This window comes from Pseudomonas medicaginis, from assembly GCF_965119365.1.
GTDB lineage: Bacteria > Pseudomonadota > Gammaproteobacteria > Pseudomonadales > Pseudomonadaceae > Aquipseudomonas.
Window position 1 is genome coordinate 3074615 of record NZ_OZ221631.1, and the last position, 20257, is coordinate 3094871.

Genomic DNA, 20257 nt, shown 5'->3' on the forward strand with positions numbered 1-20257 from the left:
CGTCCAGAGTTCAATCTGTTGAAAGGTTCTGCTTGGCCAGGCGACCAAAAAGCCGAGTGCACTCAATAACTCGGTCACCGCTTGCGTGAAGCGGTGACCGGTGTGCTGAACGTCGTCAATACAGCGCGTGTTCGATCAGCTCACGAAGCATCAATCCAGATGGTTTTCAGCTCGGTGTACTGGTCATGCGCCCAGACGGATTTGTCGCGTCCACCAAAGCCAGATTCCTTGTAGCCGCCGAACGGCGTGGAGGCGTCCCCTTCACCGAAACAGTTGACTGTGACCACGCCCGCACGAATCTCCCGCGACAGGCGCAAGGCATTGCGCAGGCTGCCGGTATAGGCGGATGCCGCCAGGCCGTAGACCGTGTCGTTGGCAAGCTCTATGGCTTCGTCGAGGGTGCTGAAACTGGTGACACTCAGCACCGGCCCGAAGATCTCCTCGATAAACAGGCGACTTTCACGTTCGACTCCGTCGATGATCGTCGGCTGTACGAACACGCCGGACTCAGTGCCGCCACCTTGCGTCACATTGAGTTGCTCCTCGGCGGCGAACTCCAGATATGAACGCACCTTATCGAAATGCGTTTTGCTGATCATGGCGCCGAGGCGATTTTCAGGATCCAGTGGGTCGCCCATTTTCCAATCACGCAAATGCTTGCCGATCAGTTTCAACAATTCATCCTTGACGTCTTTATGGACAATCAGCCGTGAGGAGGCCGAGCAGTTTTCGCCCATGTTCCAGAAAGCGCCGGCCGTCACATACTGGGCAACCTGATCAAGGTCTTCGCAATCATTCATCACTACGGCGGGGTTTTTACCCCCCAGTTCCAGCACCACGCGCTTGAGGTTCGACTCGGACGCGTACTTGAGAAATAACCGGCCCGTGTCGGTAGAACCGGTGAAGCTGACCATCGCCACATCCATGTGCCGACCGATTGCCTCGCCAGCCTCCCGGCCACCGCCAGGGGTAATATTGAATACGCCGGGTGGAATACCGGCCTGATGTGCCAACTCGGCAACACGCAGCGCGGTCAGGGTGGTTTCCTTGGCCGGTTTGACCACGATCGAACAGCCAGCGGCCAGCGAGGGACCAATCTTCCAGGCCAGCATCAGCAATGGGAAGTTCCAAGGCAGGACCAGGCCGACGACACCGATCGCTTCGCGCACCACCAGGGTTACCGCACCTTGGCCGGTCGGCGCGGTGCTGTCGTACACCTTGTCGATCAACTCCGCATGCCAGCGCAGGGTATGGATGGTATCGGGAACGTCGACGTTCTGGCACTCGCTGACAGGCTTGCCACTGTCGAGGCTTTCCAGCACAGCGAGCTCGTGGGCATTGTCTTCCAGCAATTGGGCGAAGCGCAGCAGCACTTGCTTGCGTGCGCCCGGTGACAGCTTATGCCAGCGTCCATCCTCGAACGCTTGCTTGGCGGCAGCCACGGCAACGTCGACGTCACGGGTATCGCATGCCGCTACTTCTGCAAGTTTTTCACCCGTGGCAGGGTTCGTCGTGATGAACGTTTTTCCAGAAAGTGCATCCCGGAACTCGCCGTTGATGAATGCCTGGGTAGGGAACTCCAATTTGGCGGCGATGGCCGCGTACTGTTCCTTGGTCAGTAAATCAGCCATTTCAGGCACCTCCAGTGATCTGTGCGATGTTGCGCTTGAGCTCGGTGACGACGCCTTGCAACGTCTGCTTTTCATCAAGGTCCAGGCCGTGCAGAGGGGCGCGCAGGCCACCGGTGCTCAAGCCGTTCAGTTCACACCCGTACTTGATGGACTGGACAAACTTTCCGCCTTCCAGAGCGTCCATCAGCGGCATCATCGCCGCCATGATGCGGCGGCCTTTGTCGAAGTTTTTCTCGACAACGCAGGCCTCGTACAGAGCGACATGCTCGCGAGGGATGAAGTTGGAGCCGGCACACACCCAACTGCGGGCGCCCCATGCGAAAAACTCCAGGGCTTGATCGTCCCATCCGCAAGACAGGGCGATGCGCGGGTATTTACAGGCCAAACGGTGCAACTGAGCCATGTCGCCGGAGCTTTCCTTGATGGCGACGATGTTTGCGACGTCGCTGACCTCATCAAAGAATTCCTCGCCCATGCTGACGCTCATGCGGCCTGGATAGTTGTAAAGCATGATGGGCAGCGAGGCCGCGCGGTCCACCGCCTTGACATGCAACGCGATTTCTTTTTGCGTCGGCAGTGCGTAGGGTGGCGAGCCAACCAACAGTGCATCGGCCTTGATGGCCTTCGCCGCTTCGGCGTAGGCGACCGAGTCTTCAGTGCGAATGGCGCCGGTACCCACGATCAGCGGTAGACGACCGCGCAACACGTCCTTGGCCTGGGCGGCCAAGTCGAAACGCTCCTGAGGAGTGTGGGCATAATATTCGCCGGTTGAGCCGCCAATAATGACGCCATGCACTTTGGAATCGACCAGATACTCCAGTACTTCGGCAAAGGCTGTCTTATCGATACTGCCGTCCGAGGCCAGGGGCGTAACGGCCGGTGTGTAGATGCCTTCAAATTTCATCAATCTCGCTCCAGTTAGTGTCACTGTCTATCAAGCGGCGCCGCTCGGTAGGCCAGCGCAGCCAGTTTTTCAACCAATGGAGACCGCCTGCAGAAGAACGAGCAAGCGGACTACAACTTCTTAAAGTGTGGGACGGGTCAACTTTCTTTACCGGCTCGGTATTGCCCCCATCGCAAACTTATATTGACGCCTGCTGAAACCAGTGGAGCGGGTGGGTTAGGGCATGGACCCGGTGATTTCAAGACAAAATCAATGAGCTCAGAGTGTTCCCCAGCCAGCCAATCCGCTAAGAGTTTGCCGGTAGCTGTCCCGCGGGTAACACCTAACCCGTTGCAGCACAGTGCCCCGTAGACATTGGGCGATAGCTCGCCGAAATGACCCATATGGTTACGTGAAAGCGCCAATGCGCCTCCCCAGGTATATTCGAACTTCATCTCAGGCAACATGGGAAACCGTTGCTCGAAAGAGGCCCGATGCCTGGCGACAAAGCGTTTCAGGTATTTTGAATCGCTGCGGCCGTCCGGGTTAAAGCTGAAACTGTTACGGATCAAAAGACGGTTGTCCGGTGTGCGACGTACCGTAGTACCGAATGGATCCGCAGGGATGACGCCCCAATAAGGTCGGCCGCCGAGGCGAGTTTGCTCTTGTTCGGTCATGGGGCGTGTCAGGCTGGCATAAGTGAACACCGGTAGCATTCGCCCCTTCAGGAAGCCGAAACTCATACCGAAAGCATTATTGGTCAGGATCAGTTTGTCCGCGGTGATTGAACCTGCGGCATGCTTGAGCACGGTCTTTGTGCCATATTCCACATGAGTGATCGCAGTATTTTCGTACAGCGTCACGTTACTGGGGAGGCTGTCGGCCAAGCCTTTGACAAGCGCCGAAGGTTGAAGCAAAGAAGTCCCAGGGGTAAATAACGCTTTGCGGTAGAACTGCGTGCCGATATGTTCGGGTAGTTCACCTGCCTCGATCATCTGGTAGGGCTGATCGAGTTTATCGAGTCCGCGGCGGTAGGCATCCAGAACGGCGATGCCTCTGGGTTCAACGGCGGCCTGATATTTGCCGCAATGTTTCATTTGGCAATCGATACTGTGTTGTTCAACCAACTCTTTTAGATAATTCAGGCCACTCAGATTAAGTTTGAGTGTTGTTTTTGCCGTGGCGATATCGCCGATGTAATCTTCTGCGGCGATGTCATGCGGCAAGTCGATAGCGAACCCGGCATTGCGGCCGGAAGTACCAAAGCCCACTTCCTGAGCTTCGATCAACAGGATGGTATCGTCAGGAAAATGAGCCGCGAGCTGGCGGGCCGCGGCAAGCCCCGTGAAGCCGGCGCCGACGATGACCCAGCGTGCGCTGCTATGGCCTTGATGGGCGGGCTTGATCTGGCGCCCCCTGCTCAAGTGGTACCACCCGCAAGATTGGTCATCGGCAGGTAACGAAGATACTTTCAACATTTCAAGATCCTGTTCATTCAACCGATCCGACGCCAGTCATGCAAAACGACCGAGAGCCGAGGAATGCGGTCATCGTCCCATCAACCGTTGAACCACTGTATGCGCCAGCGAAAGTTGGCAATTCATGCGAGCGAGTGTTCAATAGACGTAGCTGTTCAGCTTTTACAGTTTCAAGCGACTATGCGGTCAGACGGCATTGAAGTGTTTTTGCAGTTGCCTGGGTTATCGAATCTATGCCGGCTTACATCCCGAACTTGGCTCAAATCTGCAGGGTGGGGCCCCTCATCGATTTGCCCCACCGCTGTATTCATATCAATTGTTAGCTTGTGTCGCCGCAGCGCGAGCGGTTTGCAACCATTCGTCAAATTGCTGCCGATGTGCTGCGATCCACTCTTTGGCGTGACGGCGGATATCAGCAGGCTTTTTCTCGCCTTCTTGCATTTTCAAGTTCTGGGCACTTTCGTCAGCCGTGGTAATTTGCATCACCGAAAGGAACTTCAAGGCCGCCGGATTTTTTTGGGCGAAGTCTTTGTTCAACACAGCCTCGACTTTGTCTACTGCAAAGCCAAGATTCTTGCCCTTGTACATCGTGTCGACATCATTCTTGCCACCAGGCAGGTCGGTTTTCGGTACTTCCAGCCAGACCACATCCTTGTCTTCTACCAAAACAGTGGCGATCCACTGGGGGACCCAAGTGAAGTACAGAATCGGCTGCCCTTCTTTATAGCGAGTGATGGTGTCGGCCATCAGCGCAAAATAGGAGCCCTGGTTCACGTTAATCGCTTTCTCCAGGTCATAGGCCTTCATGTGATGGGCGATGACCAGCTCGCAGCCCCATCCAGGGTTGCATCCTGTCATGTCTGCTTTGCCGTCGCCGTTGGTGTCGAACAGTTTGGCGATTTCAGGCTTTTTCAGGTCAGTGATGTACTTGATGCCATAGGTGTCAGCGGTTTTTTTGTCGATCAAATAACCCTGGAGTACGCCGGGCATGATGTCGCCCGCCTTGACCATGACCTTATCGCCCCCGGCCTGCTGATAGAATTTGTCGTGCAGCTTGTCCCACAAGTGCACCGTAAAGTCCGCATCACCGTTAGCCAAGGCCATCAACATGACGCTGTACTCCGTCTCCTTGGGCTCTTGTACCTTGTACCCCAGTTCTCGAAGGCCCTCGACGGCCACTTCACCGCGAAATCGCTCTTCAGCGATAGAAGGGAAGATGGGGGTGATCTTTACACCGTCTCCTGGTTGGTTCGCCGAAGCGTTGGCGCAAAGCGACATGGCCGCAATGGCGAGGGCTGTAGCGCAATTGAGCATGCTGCGGGAAAGCTTGAATTCAGACATCGTCGCGTACCTTTTTTTGGGGTTTTATCTTCACTGCGGCAGATCGAATAGAAGGGTTAAGCGGTCTTGCTCCGCCCAGCCGGCTGGCTCGCGCCGCACAGGCGTAGCAGAAGGCCTACGGGACCGGTGTGATACCAGCGCAGGCTTGGGTCGGCTCCGGTGCGTGCGCCCATGGCTTGGGTCAATCGGTCAAGGAAGATGGCAAGCAGCACCAAGCCTGTCCCGCCGACTGTGGCCAAGCCCATGTCCAGGCGGCCGATGCCGCGCAGGACCATCTGGCCAAGACCACCCACCGAGATCATCGACGCGATAACCACCATCGACAGGGACAGCATCAGGGTCTGATTGAGTCCGGCCATAATGGTCGACGTCGCCAGTGGCAATTGAACGCGGGTCAGCATCTGCCGTGGAGTGCAGCCAAAAGCGCGGGCGGCTTCTATTTTGTCCTCCGGTACCTGGCGGATGCCCAGGTTAGTCAGGCGCACCAGAGGGGGAAGGGCGAAGACAATGGTCACCAGGATGCCAGGCACGTTGCCGATGCCGAACAGCATGACGACGGGCACGAGATAAACGAACGCCGGCAGCGTCTGCATGGCGTCGAGTAGGGGCCGCAGGACCTTTTCCAGATTGTCACTTCGGGCGCAGAGAATCCCCAGAGGTACACCCAGCAGGGCGCAAAAGAATACCGATGTCAGCACGAGCGCCAAGGTGGTCATCGACTCGGACCAGACACCGATAAGGCCCAGCAGCGTGAGCGTCACAAAGCACAGTGACGCCATGCGTTTCCCGGCCAGTTGCCAGCCCAGCAAAGAAGACAGGAGGATCCCAATGCTGGGTGGAATGCTCAGCAGAATGTATTCGACACCGTTTAGTACTTGGTCAATCGGCCAACGGATGGCGCGGAACACATCGCGAAAGTTGTGCACCAGAAAATTGAGGATGCTTTCCACCCAATCACCCAGTGGGACAGTGGCGACTTGAAACGGATCGAGAAAACTGAACTCGGACATCAGGGCTTACCTCTTCATCATCACCACAGCGGCGCTATAAAGGCCGCGGATACTTCAGTTCATCAGGGACGCGCCAGCTTAGTGGGGCGCGGCTGTATTAGTGGCGGCTGAGCGTTTGCAGTAATTCGCTCTTTGACAGCGTCCCGGTGAGCGCGCCCGAACGGTCGAGTACAGGGACCGGATAGGGCAGATGGGCCGCAATCTCCAGTACTTCATGCAGGGGAGTATCGGTAAATACGGGTTGATGTTTGTGCTGGGTGTAATGCGTACTGCCACCCGTGCCGTTCGTATCGATATCGACGACTCCGAGTAGTTTTCCAAGTTCGTCGATCAGATAACCAAACGGTAGGCCGGTCTTAAACTGTGGTGCCTGGCCATTTGCTTTACGAACCCATTCCGGATCAAGTCTGGCCACGTCGCCTGCCTTGAGAATCCGAGAGCTGTCGAATCCTTTGAAGAATGCGCGTACATAGTCATTGGCTGGTTGACTGATCAACTCTTGGGGTGTGCCAATCTGTACGACTTGCCCCCCCTCCATGATCGCGATGCGGTGGCCGATGCGAACGGCTTCCTCGATGTCGTGGGAAATGAAGATGATGGTCCGCTTTTGCTCAGCCTGCAGGCGAATGAGTTCTCCCTGCATCTCGCTACGGATAAGCGGGTCCAAAGCGGAAAAGGCTTCATCCATCAGCAGGATGGTCGGGTCGTTGGCAAGCGCACGGGCCAGGCCTACGCGTTGTTGCATGCCGCCGGAAAGTTGATGCGGATAACTGTACTCCTGCCCTGCAAGACCGACCTGGGCGAGGGCTTCCCTTGCGCGGCCATGTCGTTCCTTTTCACTGATGCCGGAAATTTCCAGCCCAAAGGCGGTGTTTTCCAGAACGCTCATATGGGGCATCAAGGCAAAGGATTGGAACACCATGCCCATCTCTTTGCGGCGGACATCGAGAAGAGCTTTGTCATCCAGCCCCGTAATTTCTCGACCGTTCAGATAAATGCTGCCTGAGGTCGGCTCGATAAGGCGGTTGAACAGTCGCACCATTGTGGACTTTCCAGAACCTGAAAGCCCCATAATCACAAAGATTTCACCGCGCTTAACGGCAAAGCTGGCGTCGAAAACACCAATTACCTGGCCCGTCTTTTCAAAGACATCTTTTTTGCTTGCTCCGGCGCTGAGCATTTTCATCGCCGCATCAGGTTGTGCGCCAAATATTTTAAAAACGTTCTTAACGGAAATGATTTCGTCTGGATCAGTCATTGCGTCCCTCCTTTGCGTGTAACGCTACAAGCGCGCGAAATCAAATTGAGCTCGAGCGTTGGTAATTTAGGCGGGCAGTAATAGAAGATGGATATGCGCATGACCTGTACCTGATTTTTATTGTTTGCCCTTGTGTTCGGGCTTTTTTTAAATCTATGGGTATCCGGATCTTAAATCCAACAACATTTACAGGGCTTTATGGATAACCTAACGTTATCGACCATCACTAAAGCGACCGCCTCGGGGCAATCACGACGTTTTGTATGGCCTGGGCTAGGCTATTGAGTTACGCTCCGCCGCTTTCGCGGATTGATAGGAGTATGAGGGCTTACCATGCTCAGCAGACACGTTGACCCCGATACATTACTGCTTAGAATGCCTTCCCTTCGGGCTGTCAGAGCGTTTGTCGCCGCTGCTAAATATGAAAGCTTTACTCGGGCAGCGGAAGCTTTGTGCGTATCGCAAGCCGCGATCAGCCGGCAGATTCGAGAGCTTGAGGACTCGTTGGGCGCTCAACTGTTCATGCGTGCCGGGCGCACAGTAGAACTAACCGCCGAAGGGAAGGTTTTTTTTGAGGCGGCGCAACTGTCGTTCGTTAATATCGCACAGGCAGCTGAAAGAATTCGTACCGCTCCGACGCAGAAGCATATTCTGACTGTTTGTTGCTCACCCGCCTTCTCTGCATTATGGCTGTCAGAGCATCTTCCAGAGTTCCGTGCGACTAACCCGGATATTGAGTTCAACCTGATCACCACTCAGAACTTTGTGAATATGGAACCGGGCGTGGAGCCGGATATCATCATCTCAAAGATCCGCAAGGTGGGGGACGGGTACAAAAGTTATCAGTTATGCCACGATATTATTTATCCAGTTTGCTCCCCGATATTTCTGGATGCGCATCCCGAACTGACTTCGCTTGAGGGGGTGCGCGATTCTTCACTACTCAATCTAAGCCCCTATGGGCGGTCGGGGGTGGCTGAACATGTGGATTGGGGGGTATGGCTGGCTTTTCTGAACGTTGATATTGATGAGCGTCCTTCCGACTGTCCGCCTATTTTTCATGCCAATGACTACAACCTGATCATGAGTATGGTCTTGACCCACCAAGGCGTTGCACTGGGCTGGAACCAGCTTGTCGGTGCAATGGTCGAGAGAGGGCAGCTTGTTCGCCCTGTGGAGCATCAGGTGACGCTTCGAAACAGTCTTCATTATGTGGCCTGCAATGAAAGGACTGAATATGAGGATGCCTGTCGGAGAGTACGGGACTGGATTCTTTCGAAGTTTTCCAGATGGAGCATATGATTTTTTTCTTTTTTAGTTTTCTCGGTCGGAAGCGATTGTAAGAAAAGTATTGTCCGAATTGGTGGTCATAACGCCAAGTTATCAGTTGAGCGACGAAAATGTAGTTTTGTCGACTGGGCAGGCTGTCGTACCCTTCGTGTTAAACATGGCTGAAAATACTTAATCAGCGGCTGCGTTGGACAATTAGTGCGCAGGATCCGTGGCCATGACACCATTTTCTGGGCGTACTTGCCATTGACCGTCAGGTTGGTGTGTAGAGGATAATAATGAATATCAAAGCATCCGTGATCGACCTGATTCAAAAGCGTAAAGCGCGACACGCGCTTCCCCGTGAACTGTATATTGAACCCGAGGTTTTTCGCCAGGACCTTGAGCAAATCTGGCACAAGGACTGGATTTTTGCCGGGCATACCTTTGAGATTGAAAAACCCGGACAGTACTTGACGTTGCAGATCGGTGACTATCCCGTCTTGATCATCAGGGATAAAAGTGGCGAGGTTCGTGCTTTTCACAACGCCTGTCGTCATCGTGGTTCTAAAGTTTGCGAGCATGCCCATGGCAAAGTCGCAAAACTGGTCTGTCCTTATCATAAATGGACTTTTGAGCTGGATGGCAGTCTTTTGTTTGCCGGTAATATGGGCGGCGATTTCGACAGGGCGCAATACAATCTCAAGTCTGTTCATTGTGAAATTGTTCATACATACATTTATGTATGTGTCGCTGATGAGGCGCCTGAGTTTGAAAGTTTCAGGAACTCTGTAAGTCCTTTTATTGCCCCCCATTTCTTGGATGACTGCAAGGTTGCTTTCGAGTCCAATCTCGTGGAAAAGGGAAACTGGAAGCTCGTATTTGAGAACAATCGCGAGTGCTTCCATTGCGATGGTACGCATCCCGAATTGATGAATTCCTTTGTCGAGAACCTTTCGGTGGCAGGGGTCGGCGGCGAAGATGATCCCGAACTGACCGCACACTGGCATCGCTGCGAAACCGCGGGTATGCCAAGCAAGCTCGTCATGGATCCTAATGGCCGTTTTCGAATGACGCGCATTCCGCTTTCCGCAGGCGCCGTGAGTTACACAATGGATGGCAAGCCCGCTGTTACGGGACGTCTGGATAAAAGCGGCGAGCCGGACATTGGTGCCTTGCTCTACTTTAACTATCCGTCTACCTGGAACCACTTTCTCGGCGATCACGCATTGAGCTTCCGCGTACTTCCGATTGGGCCTGGCGAGACGCTCGTGACGACCAAATGGCTTGTACCCAGTACTGCGGTTGAAGGTGTTGACTACGATATCGATCGGCTGACAAAAGTCTGGCTTGCCACCAATGATCAAGACCGTCGTCTGGTCGAGGGTACGCAAGCCGGTGTTACCTCTCCGACTTACGAACCCGGTCCTTTTTCGGACATCGCAGAGAACGGCGTATGCCAGTTCGATGATTGGTACTGTGAAACCATGCTGAAGCGTCTACCGGCTCAGATACCACTCAAACCGGTGGATTGATTTCGTGCGACAACGGCCAGCGGTTCCGCTGGCCACCGACATGTCTCTGTAGCTATGAACGCCATAGGTCGCCATTTCGTACTGGAAATTGCAGACCCCCGGCAATAGCGCTGGGTACATATCGGCTATAGAAGCCCCGATTTGCGTGAGTAGCGCATTCGGGGGCTTTTTTTGCCTGAGATTTATGTGCAGGAGGCGTCAGCCTTTAGAGTTTGTGGTCAATCGTTGGGCAGATGCAACTGCACCTCCATGACGTCATGGAGGAGTCGGACGATCTCAATCACGTCGCCGTCTCCCACACGATAGAAGACGATATGTCGCGGACTTTTGACCACGCCATGAAGTTGTTTGGACTGCTGGCGTGCACATTCCTTTCGGTATCACCAACCATGTCGCGACAGTAGTTGCGCTGGAGACTGAAGCGGATCAGGTTCAGCAGGTGGTGTGACACTGTGACTTGAGCGCGTAGTGCCTCAGGAGTAGAAACTGAAAAAAGAGGCTTCGGCCCCTTTTTTAGTTTCAGTAAGCTCCATTCGAAAACACCACCATCAACGTTTTCTAAGTACATTAATCCGGAGCTTGCAACCGACGGATGAAGCCGGCAACAACCCTCAGACCTGGGCGCTTGTGCCCAGCTGCGAAGTCTTGCTCCAGGAACGTGTGCTGACCCGTGAAGCCCACGAAACCGTGTTGCGCCACCGCTGTCGATCACCCTCGACGAACTTAAGTGGGGTTGGCGCAACTGCAATGAGTCAGCAACTCGCCGGCCAGGCCGCCTGTTCACAGGTCACGCCACCGCCGAAGCGTTCACGGTAGGCGGAGGGTGGCAGGCCGACGGTGTTGCGAAACGCCTTGCGAAAACTCTCCACCGAGCGATAGCCGCACACCTGCGCAATGGTGGTGGTGCTCTGGTCGGTGCTTTCCAGCAATTCCCGGGCGCGGCTCAGGCGTTCCTGTTGCAGCCAGGCCATGGGCGATAACCCGGTGGTTTCGACAAAGCGCCTGAGGAAGGTGCGTTCACTCATGGCCATCTGGCTGGCCATCTCACAGACGCTCAACGGTTCGTTCAGGTGTTCGCGGGCCCATTGCAGTACGCGGGTCAGTTCGTTGCGCGGTGATTTGCTCACCGGAGTCACAATGAATTGTGACTGGCCGCCGGTGCGTTGGGGCGCCATGACCAGGCGCCGGGCTACCGAGTTGGCGACGTGGGTGCCGAAGTCGCGGACGATCAGGTGCAGGCAGGCATCAATGCCGGCAGCGCTGCCCGCCGAGGTAATCAGTTGCCCTGCATCGACGTACAGCACGTTCGGGTCTACCTTGATCAGCGGAAAGCGTTCGGCCAGTTCATCGGAGAGTTGCCAGTGGGTCGTTACCGTTTTGCCATCGAGCAAACCGGTGGCGGCGAGGACGAACACCCCGGAACAGATCGACAACAAGCGGGCGCCCCGCGCGTGGGCATTGCGCAACGCTTGCAACAAAGCTTCGGGAGGGGTTTCGTGGCGACTGCGCCAGCCCGGAATAATGATGGTCTGGGCACTGTCGAGCAGCTCCAGCCCGGCATCGACACTAATTTGAATGCCGCCCAGCGCATACATGGGACCGGGGTCGACGGCAACAATCTGGCATTTGTACCAAGGGACATCGAGTTCCGGGCGCGGTAGGCCGAAGATCTCCAGCGCGATGCCAAACTCGAAAACGCAGAGGCCTTTATAGGTCAGGATGGCAACAGTTCCAGGGTGATCGTGCATTTGGCGTAAATTTACCGTTTATTGTCGAGTGTCGCACTGTAGCCGACCGATTGCGTTCCCTACAATCGTTGCCGGGCAATCACGAAAAGTACAGACGACCGCGCTTTACCCAAGCGACAGTCGCGTTGTCGGCGGCCACTCGAATACGCCGACAGAGGATTGCCCACTTGTCCATACAATGAACAGGTTGACTTGCCCATCCGGCAAGTGCGAGTTTTCTCGATCTGTTATATGAATTGGTTAAAGTTTCCATAGTATTTAACTCCTGTTGTTAAAGCACTAAATGATCTAAGGATCAGGGCTGTCAGAATAACTTTAATTGATAAATTACAGGAATTCTGCAGTAGCGAGTGGGCGCTCGTTAAACACCGATTGCTATATCAGGATTGACCAGGACGTTGTGAGGGAATGGACTATGTTATTTGTGCAGATTCTATTCGTGATGTTGACCGCCAAGTTGCTCGGCGCCGCGCTGGCACGTCTTGGTCAACCTCAGGTGGTGGGTGAAATGATCGCCGGTTTCGTACTAGGGCCGGTCATCCTCGGGCAATTGTTTCCGAGCTTTCACCAGCAGCTGTTTGATGCCGACGCTATCCGTCAGTTGAAAGTTCTCAGCGAACTGGGGTTGCTGCTGTTTACCTTCGTCATTGGCGCTGAATTCCGCTTTCCCGCCAAAGGCAGCAAGACCGGAGTCAAGGCTTTGGTGATTGGCGGGTTCAGCATCGTCCTGCCGTTTGCGCTGGGCATGGCGATTGCGCCCTGGCTGTTCGAGCGCTTTGCGCTGCCGGGCGTGTCGCGGCTCGGCTTCATTCTATTTATCGGTACAGTGTTTTCGGTCACGGCTTTTCCGGTGCTGGCGCGGATTCTCAAGGAGCGCGCCATGCTCGACAGTGAGGTCGGGACGATTGCCCTGGTGGCGGCGGCCATGACCGACGTGGTCGCCTGGCTGCTGATTGCACTGGTGGCAATGGTCAACGGCCACGACAGTAGCTGGCTGGTGCTCAGCGGGCGAATCATCGGGCTGTTGTTGCTGGCCGTGGTGTCGTTTCTGTTGCTCAAACCGCTGCTGCGTAAATGGCTGGCCGTAGAAGATCGCCTGGCCCAACCCAAGGTGCTGATCATGCTGGTGGCCGGGGTGCTGATCTACGGCAGCCTGACCCATGCCCTCGGCGTGCATGCGGTGTTCGGGGCGTTCCTGTTCGGGTTGTGCCTACCACGGGAGCAGCAACTGCTCGAAATGATCATTGAGCGCCTGGAGCACGTCTCGCTGATCATCCTGATGCCGTGTTTCTTCGCCCTGACCGGTCTGAGCACCAGCGCTTCGGCGTTCTCCAGCCTGGGCTTGCCGGTGCTGGCGGTGATTTTGATGGTGGCCATAGTCGGCAAGGTCGTCGGCAGCGCCCTCGGTGCGCGGTTGATGGCCTACCCGTGGTCGATGGCCTTGACCCTCGGCACCTTGATGAACACCCGCGGCTTGATGGAACTGGTGGTGCTCAAGATTGGCCTGGACCTGGGCATCATCGGCGCGGAACTGTTTACCGCGTTGGTGGTGATGACCATTGTCACCACCTTGATGACCGGTCCTTTATTAAGTTTGAAAAGCCGTCAGTGGCCGGTTGCCGGCGTTGTTCATCAGTCTTGAACTGAAAAATTCACCGCTTAGTTGTACCAATTAATAAAAAAGGAAAGGGAGCCACCATGGAAAAGCAAAGTCTGGTCGAAGATGTACTTGAGCAACAGCTTGAACGGCACTTTCAAGTAATTCTTTCCGATGAAAATCGTATGAAGAGGATTCGCAATGAGTTTCGTCGCGATGGCTATTTCAACTTCAAGGATTTCACCTTCCTGCCGCGCAAGATATTGGAAAGCGTCCATGGAGAAGTGCATGAGTTGCTTGATGAGTATTCGGTGCGTCGCGATGTAACCGTTCCGTCCACCGGTAATACCTACCGCAAAATGTATAACGTCAATCAACCGGAAATCGCCGAAGGCGGAACCTTGATTCCGGCGTTGTACCAGTCCAAGGCGCTGCGCAACTTTCTCGGCAATATTGCCGGTGACGATCTGGCGTCCTGCTGGGAGCAGGAACAGTACCTGGTCACCAAGCTCAGCCACCCGGGCGATACCCACGGCTGGCACTGGGGCGACTACCCCTACACGATGATCTGGATCATCGAAGCACCTGAAGACCCAGCGATCGGTGGCGTGCTGCAATGCGTGCCGCACAGTGAATGGGACAAGCAGAACCCGCAGATCTGGCAGTACATCCTTAACAACGACATCAAGTCGTATCACCACCTCAAGGGCGACGTGTACTTCCTGAAATCCGATACCACCTTACACCACGTGGTGCCGATCCAGAAGGAAACCACCCGGATCATTCTCAACACTTGCTGGGCCAGTGCCCATGATCGCCGCACCGATGTCGCCCACGAAAGTATCGACGTGATCTGGGGCACCGAAGCGCGCACGGCCGAAACGTCAGAAGCCTGACACCGCTGTTGCTGAACGAAAGCAGCCATCCGTGCGGCCTACACCTCATTTGCCATTGCTATTCGTATCTTCAAGGAGAAGTGCCATGTCCATCAGTCAAGAAACATTCCAGTCCGAATCCGCTTACGTGGTTCGTGATACTGCAGTCGATCTCGAACTCAAGCTGTTCATGGATCAGCAGATTGACTACATCCTCAAGCATCGCGCTACCGAGCACCCGTTCCTTAATGCCTATGCGCAGAAAGGCCTGAGCCCCGAGCAGAGCAAGGTGTTGTACCTGGAAACTCTGCACTACTTCAAATACCTGCCGTTCTACGTCTGTGGTATTTCTACCATTACCCGTGACGAAGCGGTGCTGCGCACGATTGCCTTCAACGCCCGTGACGAGCTGGGCGAAACCCGCTCGCACTCGGACCTGTATCGCAAATTCCTCCACGACAAGGGCATCGATGAAGCGCAGATCCAGGCTTACAAGTGCCTGCCCAGCACCCAAGCGCTGAACGACGGTATTTGCGCGCTGTACAGCACACCGCCGTTGCAGAAAGCCCTCGGTGGCCTATTTGCTGATGAAGCGATGTCGGCGTCGATGGTTTCCAAATACAACGACGGTCTGATCCACGAAGGCGTGGACGAGCGCGGTCGGTTCTTCTGGACATTGCACATGGAAGTGGAAGTCGGCCATTCCAACGCGGTGTTCAACGTCATGGAGAAACACCTGCAAACCGAAGAACAGCGTCGCCTGTTCGCCGAAGGCATTGAACAGTACCTGCACTTGATGGAAGTGTTCTGGGACGGCATTGAACGCAAACTAAACGTCGAGGCGCTCCAATGACGGTGAATAAAGAATCTGGCAATGGCGTGGCCTTCGGCCTCGGCGCCACCTTGCTCTGGGGTTCCTACCCACTGTGGTACAAGCCGCTGGCGGGGCTGGATGCCTATCACCTGCTGTCGTGGCGGGTGGTGTTCGCTGAGTTGTTCCTCGTGGCGCTGTTGCTGCTGACCGGGCGCCTGCCGGTGCTGCGCTCAACCCTCAAGACGGTGCGCCCGGGCAATGTGCTGACGGTCGCGGCGGTGCTCGGGCTGTGGTGGCTGATGTACATCTACGGGATCATGACGGGGCGGGTGCTGGAGGTGGCTTTCGGCTATTTCCTCAGTCCGATCATGAGCATGCTGGTGTCGCGTCTGATCTTCAAGGAGCGACTGACGACCTTGCAGATCTGGGCTATCTTCCTTGCCGTGACCGGCGTCACCCTGATGGCCTTCGAGTTGCTGAACCTGCGCTCATTCCCCTGGATCGCGCTGGTGATTGGCTTCTGCTATTCCTTCTATGGGATATTCAAGAAGAAGGTGCCTGGAGATCCGGTGGTGGTCCAGAGCCTGGAAATCGGCGTGTTGTTGCCGTTTGCCGCGGTGTTCCTGGCACTGGCCCACGCGGCGGGGCAAGGGCATCAGTTCCTGCTGTCGACCAATCACGATTTGCTGTTGGTCGCCACCGGTCTGATCACCGTGCTGCCATTGTGGTGGTACAGCCTGGCGGCCAAGCGTCTGTCGATGATTACCCTGGGCTTTCTGCAGTTTGTTCCACCGATTTGCAACTTTGTGTTGGCGGCATTCGTTTACGGTGAGCCGGTCTCGTCACTGAAACTGGCGGCGTTCGCGTTCATCTGGCTGGCGCTAACGTTGTTCACCTGGAACTCGATTCGGGTGCAACGGGCGGCGGCTACCGCCAAATTATCTGTTCAACTGCGTACTGCATGAGCCCACCCGCGTGCCGCCCCTGTGGGCGGCGCGACGGGGTATAAGGAGATTGAAATGAAGAAAGTCGCTGTGGTCGGATGCACCGGCGCCGTGGGCATGACCATGCTCCAACTGCTTGAAAATACCGCGTACGAGGTGGTGTGCATGGCCTCGCCACGCTCGGCCGGCAAACGATTGAAGATCGGCGACAGCGAGCACTTGATCGAGCCGTTCTCGGTCGAAGGCTGCGCCACCTGCGACATCGTCTTCCTGTGTGTTTCAGGGGCGTTTGCCCTGGAGTACGGCGAGCGCCTTGCCCAGTCTTCCTATGTGATCGATAACTCGTCGGCGTTCCGCTATGCCGATCACGTGCCGCTGTTGGTCCCGCCCATCAACGGCCAGCGCTATGCCGGTGAAAAACTCATCGCCAACCCCAACTGCTCGTCGGCCATTGCCTTGATGGTGCTTGGCCCGTTGCATCACGAATACCAGCTCGACAGCGCAATCATCTCCACCTACCAGGCCGCCAGCGGCGCCGGGCAACCGGCGATGGAAGAGCTGCGGGAGCGGGCCAAGGCCTTCACCGACTACGGCGATCACGACGGCGCCGAGCACTTCGCGCATAACCTGGCGTTCAACGTGATTCCCCAGGTCGACTCGTTCGAAGACAACGGCTACACCCGCGAAGAAATGAAAGTGGTCTGGGAGCTGCGCAAGGTGTTGGGCGAACCGGGCCTGGCCATCAGCACCACCGCCGTGCGCGTGCCGACCCTGCGCTCCCACGCCGAAGCCTTGAGTCTGCACTTCAAGAAACCGATCCACTCGCTGGCTCGCGTTCGCCAACTACTCAGTGACGCTCCGGGGGTTGAAGTAGTGGATACGCCCGAGCAGGGCTGCTATCCGATGCCCATGACCTCGACCTACAAACACGCGGTAGAGGTCGGGCGGATCCGCTACAACCTGATCTACAAGGAGCATGGCCTGGATCTGTTCATCAGCGGCGATCAGCTGTTGCGCGGGGCGGCGCTGAACGCGTTCGAGATCATGCAATTGATCGCCGATTGAAGGCTGGCCCTTGCCGATCTCGCCATGAGGCCAATACCTTCTGCCCACACGTTGCGATCAAGGTTGGTTCGATGGAAGGGGGGGCAGGAAACGTCCAGAAGGCTAGGCATTCCCGGACGTTTTCACCCAGCGCTGGACGCGCCCGTACGGGAGTCGAAGTTGGCTGCCGTCGAGCTGAGGAGACTGATTCATGAATCTACCGCCGGAACGGCTTCCAATTTATGGCGTTCTGACGGGACCGACGATGCTTCATGCTTCCATCGGGTCAGCGATACCATTGAAAATGGGTTACGGGCTGCATGGCGCTCCAGCCGTCGCGTTCAATGAAGAACGGGTGATCGTTGCGCAGGCGGTTATTTGGCCTGCGAGTATTAGGCTCTGTACGAAATCCCGAGAACCCCAATCGCCGGGCCTCGGGAGCTGAGCGCAAGCCCAAGCCTGGCTTACCAAGACTGTTTGATTGGCCCAAATACCGAGAGCGCAACATCATCGAGCGCATGTTTGGCTGGCTGAAAGAAAACCGCCGGATCGTGACACGCACCGACAAGCTCGCGAAAAGCTACGCCGCCATGGTCTCGCTAGCTTGTTCCATGCGGTGTTTGCGACATCTCTTGCCGATTGTTGGTATTACCCCTCCCTCGGCCTTTTTGACAGGCCCGCTTTGAGACATCCCCTATCTGTGGGGGCTGATAAGCGGGCTTGGTCGTTCAAGGCTTTTGAGTCGGATGACTACTCGCGCTTCACTACCAGGGTCAAAATGTCGTAGCTGGCTACCAGTTCTCCTAATTGATTGGTCACTTCCACATCCCAGGCCACCACGCCTTGCGGAATGCCTTGCGGGCTCTTTTTGCCCTGGTCGATTTTGCGTTTGCAGGTCAGGCGCGCCTGGATGGTGTCGCCGATGCCCACCGGGTTGATGAAGCGCAAAGTATCCAGGCCATAGTTGGCCAGGACCGGGCCCGGCGCCGGGGACACGAACAGGCCGGCCGCCGCCGACAGCACGAAGTAACCGTGGGCGATGCGTTTGCCGAATTGCGATTCTTTGGCGGCGATGTCGTCGAAGTGCATGTAGAAGTGATCGCCGGACAGGCAACCGAAGTTCACCAGATCGGCTTCGGTCACGGTGCGACGGTGAGTCAGCAGCGATTCGCCGATCTGCAGGTCCTGGAAGAACCGGCGGAACGGATGCACTTCGGTTTCGATGACTTTGGCACCACGCACGTATTCGCCGGTGACCGCCGCCAACATAGTCGGCGAACCTTGCACGGCCGCGCGTTGCAGGTAGTGTTTCACGGCGCGCAGACCGCCGAGTTCCTCACCACCGCCGGCACGACCCGGGCCGCCGTGTTTGAGTTGTGGCAGGGGTGAACCGTGGCCGGTGGATTCGGCGGCGGATTCGCGGTCCAGCACCAGCAAGCGACCGTGCCAAGCAGCCGCTACCGGGATTGCCTTGGCGGCGATCTGCGAGTCTTTGGTGATCAAACTGGCCACCAGGCTGCCTTTGCCGCGAGCGGCCAGGACCAGTGCTTCGTCCAGATCCTCGTAGGCCATCAGGGTGCTGACCGGCCCGAACGCTTCGATATCGTGAGCACCGCCCTCGGCATGCGGGTCGCGCGACTGCAGCAACGTCGGTGCAAAGAAAGCGCCCTGGCTGACATTTTCGCCACGAGGTGCGAAACCGTCACGCGCACCGAACAGCAGATCGCTGCTCTGTAACAGGCTTTCAAGACGCTCAGCCACGTCTTTCTGTTGATCGTGAGAGGCCAGCGCACCCATGCGCACACCTTCCACCGATGGGTCGCCAACCACGACTTTCGCCAGGCGATCCCGCAAGCGGGTCGCCACCGCATCGATGTGCTTGGCCGGAACGATGGCGCGGCGGATGGCTGTGCATTTCTGCCCGGCCTTGGTGGTTATTTCCCGGGCGACTTCCTTGATGAACAGCTCGAACTCTTCGTCGTCCGGCGTCACGTCCGGGGCCAGGATCGCGCAGTTCAGCGAGTCAGCCTCGGCGTTGAACGGCACCGAGTTACGGATCAGATTCGGATTGACCCGCAGCTTGGCGGCGGTGTCGGCCGAGCCGGTGAAGGTCACTACGTCCTGGCCTTGCAGGCGATCGAGCAGGTCACCGGTACTGCCGATGATCAACTGCAAACTGCCTGCGGGCAGCAAGCCGGATTCGTCCATCAGGCGCACCACGGCTTCGGTCAGGTAGCTGGTGGCGCTGGCTGGTTTGACGATGCACGGCATGCCGGCGAGAAAGCTTGGCGCGAACTTTTCCAGCATGCCCCAGATCGGGAAGTTGAAGGCGTTGATGTGCACTGCCAGACCGCCACGGGGCACCAGAATGTGCGTGCCGGCGAAGGTGCCGAGTTTGCTCAGCGGCATCGACGGTCCTTCGTGCACGATATTGCCCGACGGCAGTTCGCGGGATCCGAGGCTGGCATAGGTGAACAGCGTGCTGTTGCCGCCTTCGATGTCGATCCAGCTGTCGGCACGGGTGGCGCCGCTGTGGTGGGAGATGGCGTAGAGCTGTTCTTTGCGTTCGCTCAGGTACAAGGCCAGTGCCTTGAGACGCTGGGACCGTTGCTGGAAGTCCAGCGCCATCAAGCCGCTGACGCCCTGGCGACGGCCGTGCTCGACGGCTTCGGCGAAGTCCGGATGCTCTTCATGGGTGCGCGCAATCTCATGGCCATCGATGGCGCTGCGCAGCATTTGGGCGCCGTGTTGGCCGATCCAGCGACCGGCGATGAAACTTTGCAGGGTAGGGGCGTGAGGCATCACGATTCCTCCAGGTTATGAAAGATGT

16 protein-coding genes and 2 pseudogenes are annotated in these 20257 nt (G+C 56.4%); 9 read left to right on the forward strand and 9 right to left on the reverse strand.

Annotated features, from left to right (window positions below; genetic code table 11):
* Positions 1 to 140 precede the first annotated feature (140 nt).
* The 6 genes from ACMTA2_RS13695 to ACMTA2_RS13720 all read right to left on the reverse strand — a co-directional run bounded on the left by ACMTA2_RS13695 (position 141) and on the right by ACMTA2_RS13720 (position 7601).
* Positions 141 to 1631 carry an aldehyde dehydrogenase gene (locus tag ACMTA2_RS13695; protein WP_413795235.1) on the reverse strand — a complete coding sequence of 497 codons (1491 nt, stop codon included), beginning with the start codon at positions 1629 to 1631 and terminating at the stop codon, positions 141 to 143.
* Between the two features lies 1 nt (position 1632).
* Entirely contained in the window at positions 1633 to 2535 is a 903-nt protein-coding gene (locus tag ACMTA2_RS13700; protein ID WP_413795236.1) for a dihydrodipicolinate synthase family protein, read from the reverse strand.
* A 137-nt stretch (positions 2536 to 2672) separates the two neighbouring features.
* Entirely contained in the window at positions 2673 to 3992 is a 1320-nt protein-coding gene (locus ACMTA2_RS13705) for an NAD(P)/FAD-dependent oxidoreductase (RefSeq protein WP_413795237.1), read from the reverse strand.
* Between the two features lie 312 nt (positions 3993 to 4304).
* On the reverse strand, positions 4305 to 5333 hold the full coding sequence (gene proX / locus ACMTA2_RS13710) for a glycine betaine/L-proline ABC transporter substrate-binding protein ProX (RefSeq protein WP_413795238.1): 1029 nt from the start codon (positions 5331 to 5333) through the stop codon (positions 4305 to 4307).
* Positions 5334 to 5389: 56 nt separating this feature from the next.
* Positions 5390 to 6343: a glycine betaine/L-proline ABC transporter permease ProW gene (proW, locus tag ACMTA2_RS13715; RefSeq protein ID WP_413795239.1), complete on the reverse strand. Its 954-nt coding sequence runs from the start codon at positions 6341 to 6343 to the stop codon at positions 5390 to 5392.
* Positions 6344 to 6440: 97 nt separating this feature from the next.
* Complete coding sequence (locus ACMTA2_RS13720; protein WP_413795240.1) at positions 6441 to 7601, reverse strand: quaternary amine ABC transporter ATP-binding protein; 1161 nt, start codon at positions 7599 to 7601, stop codon at positions 6441 to 6443.
* A gap of 333 nt (positions 7602 to 7934) precedes the next feature.
* Here ACMTA2_RS13720 and ACMTA2_RS13725 point away from each other — a divergent pair, with 333 nt between their 5' ends.
* Both ACMTA2_RS13725 and ACMTA2_RS13730 read left to right on the forward strand, forming a co-directional pair.
* On the forward strand, positions 7935 to 8903 hold the full coding sequence (locus ACMTA2_RS13725) for a LysR family transcriptional regulator (protein ID WP_413795241.1): 969 nt from the start codon (positions 7935 to 7937) through the stop codon (positions 8901 to 8903).
* A 266-nt stretch (positions 8904 to 9169) separates the two neighbouring features.
* Complete coding sequence (locus tag ACMTA2_RS13730; protein ID WP_413795242.1) at positions 9170 to 10405, forward strand: aromatic ring-hydroxylating oxygenase subunit alpha; 1236 nt, start codon at positions 9170 to 9172, stop codon at positions 10403 to 10405.
* A gap of 218 nt (positions 10406 to 10623) precedes the next feature.
* Here the strand turns inward: ACMTA2_RS13730 and ACMTA2_RS13735 are convergent.
* Both ACMTA2_RS13735 and ftrA read right to left on the reverse strand, forming a co-directional pair.
* Positions 10624 to 10770, reverse strand: a pseudogene (locus tag ACMTA2_RS13735) (type II toxin-antitoxin system RelE/ParE family toxin); the annotation flags it as partial.
* Positions 10771 to 11157: 387 nt separating this feature from the next.
* The gene (ftrA, locus tag ACMTA2_RS13740) at positions 11158 to 12153 is read right to left on the reverse strand and encodes a transcriptional regulator FtrA (protein WP_413795243.1); all 996 of its coding nucleotides are present in this window, start codon (positions 12151 to 12153) and stop codon (positions 11158 to 11160) included.
* 424 nt (positions 12154 to 12577) lie between these two features.
* On the opposite strand from ftrA, the gene ACMTA2_RS13745 reads away from it, so the two are divergent.
* From ACMTA2_RS13745 to ACMTA2_RS13775, 7 genes and pseudogenes are all read left to right on the forward strand, one after another.
* Entirely contained in the window at positions 12578 to 13795 is a 1218-nt protein-coding gene (locus tag ACMTA2_RS13745; protein WP_413795244.1) for a cation:proton antiporter domain-containing protein, read from the forward strand.
* A gap of 56 nt (positions 13796 to 13851) precedes the next feature.
* Complete coding sequence (locus ACMTA2_RS13750; protein ID WP_413795245.1) at positions 13852 to 14646, forward strand: HalD/BesD family halogenase; 795 nt, start codon at positions 13852 to 13854, stop codon at positions 14644 to 14646.
* A gap of 85 nt (positions 14647 to 14731) precedes the next feature.
* Positions 14732 to 15478, forward strand: a complete 747-nt coding sequence (locus tag ACMTA2_RS13755; RefSeq protein WP_413795246.1) for an iron-containing redox enzyme family protein — start codon at positions 14732 to 14734, stop codon at positions 15476 to 15478.
* A 2-nt stretch (positions 15479 to 15480) separates the two neighbouring features.
* Entirely contained in the window at positions 15481 to 16404 is a 924-nt protein-coding gene (gene rarD, locus ACMTA2_RS13760) for an EamA family transporter RarD (RefSeq protein ID WP_413795247.1), read from the forward strand.
* A gap of 54 nt (positions 16405 to 16458) precedes the next feature.
* Positions 16459 to 17448 carry an aspartate-semialdehyde dehydrogenase gene (locus tag ACMTA2_RS13765; RefSeq protein ID WP_413795248.1) on the forward strand — a complete coding sequence of 330 codons (990 nt, stop codon included), beginning with the start codon at positions 16459 to 16461 and terminating at the stop codon, positions 17446 to 17448.
* 283 nt (positions 17449 to 17731) lie between these two features.
* Positions 17732 to 17872 (forward strand): DUF1737 domain-containing protein, encoded by a 141-nt coding sequence (locus ACMTA2_RS13770; RefSeq protein WP_413795647.1) that lies wholly within the window; start codon positions 17732 to 17734, stop codon positions 17870 to 17872.
* Positions 17871 to 18113, forward strand: a pseudogene (locus ACMTA2_RS13775) (hypothetical protein); the annotation flags it as partial. The gene ACMTA2_RS13770 and the pseudogene ACMTA2_RS13775, both read left to right, overlap by 2 nt.
* A gap of 64 nt (positions 18114 to 18177) precedes the next feature.
* On the opposite strand, the gene paaZ reads toward ACMTA2_RS13775, so the two are convergent.
* A complete protein-coding gene (paaZ, locus tag ACMTA2_RS13780; RefSeq protein ID WP_413795249.1) occupies positions 18178 to 20229 on the reverse strand; it encodes a phenylacetic acid degradation bifunctional protein PaaZ in 2052 nt (683 codons plus the stop codon).
* Positions 20230 to 20257: the final 28 nt, after the last annotated feature.

What these genes read in the sequence shown, in the direction of transcription:
- ACMTA2_RS13695 (WP_413795235.1), bottom strand. Translation starts at nt 1,631, where the DNA reads ATGGCTGATTTACTGACCAAGGAACAGTACGCGGCCATCGCCGCCAAA.
- ACMTA2_RS13700 (WP_413795236.1), bottom strand. Translation starts at nt 2,535, where the DNA reads ATGAAATTTGAAGGCATCTACACACCGGCCGTTACGCCCCTGGCCTCG.
- ACMTA2_RS13705 (WP_413795237.1), bottom strand. Translation starts at nt 3,992, where the DNA reads ATGTTGAAAGTATCTTCGTTACCTGCCGATGACCAATCTTGCGGGTGG.
- proX (WP_413795238.1), bottom strand. Translation starts at nt 5,333, where the DNA reads ATGTCTGAATTCAAGCTTTCCCGCAGCATGCTCAATTGCGCTACAGCC.
- proW (WP_413795239.1), bottom strand. Translation starts at nt 6,343, where the DNA reads ATGTCCGAGTTCAGTTTTCTCGATCCGTTTCAAGTCGCCACTGTCCCA.
- ACMTA2_RS13720 (WP_413795240.1), bottom strand. Translation starts at nt 7,601, where the DNA reads ATGACTGATCCAGACGAAATCATTTCCGTTAAGAACGTTTTTAAAATA.
- ACMTA2_RS13725 (WP_413795241.1), top strand. Translation starts at nt 7,935, where the DNA reads ATGCTCAGCAGACACGTTGACCCCGATACATTACTGCTTAGAATGCCT.
- ACMTA2_RS13730 (WP_413795242.1), top strand. Translation starts at nt 9,170, where the DNA reads ATGAATATCAAAGCATCCGTGATCGACCTGATTCAAAAGCGTAAAGCG.
- ftrA (WP_413795243.1), bottom strand. Translation starts at nt 12,153, where the DNA reads ATGCACGATCACCCTGGAACTGTTGCCATCCTGACCTATAAAGGCCTC.
- ACMTA2_RS13750 (WP_413795245.1), top strand. Translation starts at nt 13,852, where the DNA reads ATGGAAAAGCAAAGTCTGGTCGAAGATGTACTTGAGCAACAGCTTGAA.
- ACMTA2_RS13755 (WP_413795246.1), top strand. Translation starts at nt 14,732, where the DNA reads ATGTCCATCAGTCAAGAAACATTCCAGTCCGAATCCGCTTACGTGGTT.
- ACMTA2_RS13765 (WP_413795248.1), top strand. Translation starts at nt 16,459, where the DNA reads ATGAAGAAAGTCGCTGTGGTCGGATGCACCGGCGCCGTGGGCATGACC.
- ACMTA2_RS13770 (WP_413795647.1), top strand. Translation starts at nt 17,732, where the DNA reads ATGGGTTACGGGCTGCATGGCGCTCCAGCCGTCGCGTTCAATGAAGAA.
- paaZ (WP_413795249.1), bottom strand. Translation starts at nt 20,229, where the DNA reads ATGCCTCACGCCCCTACCCTGCAAAGTTTCATCGCCGGTCGCTGGATC.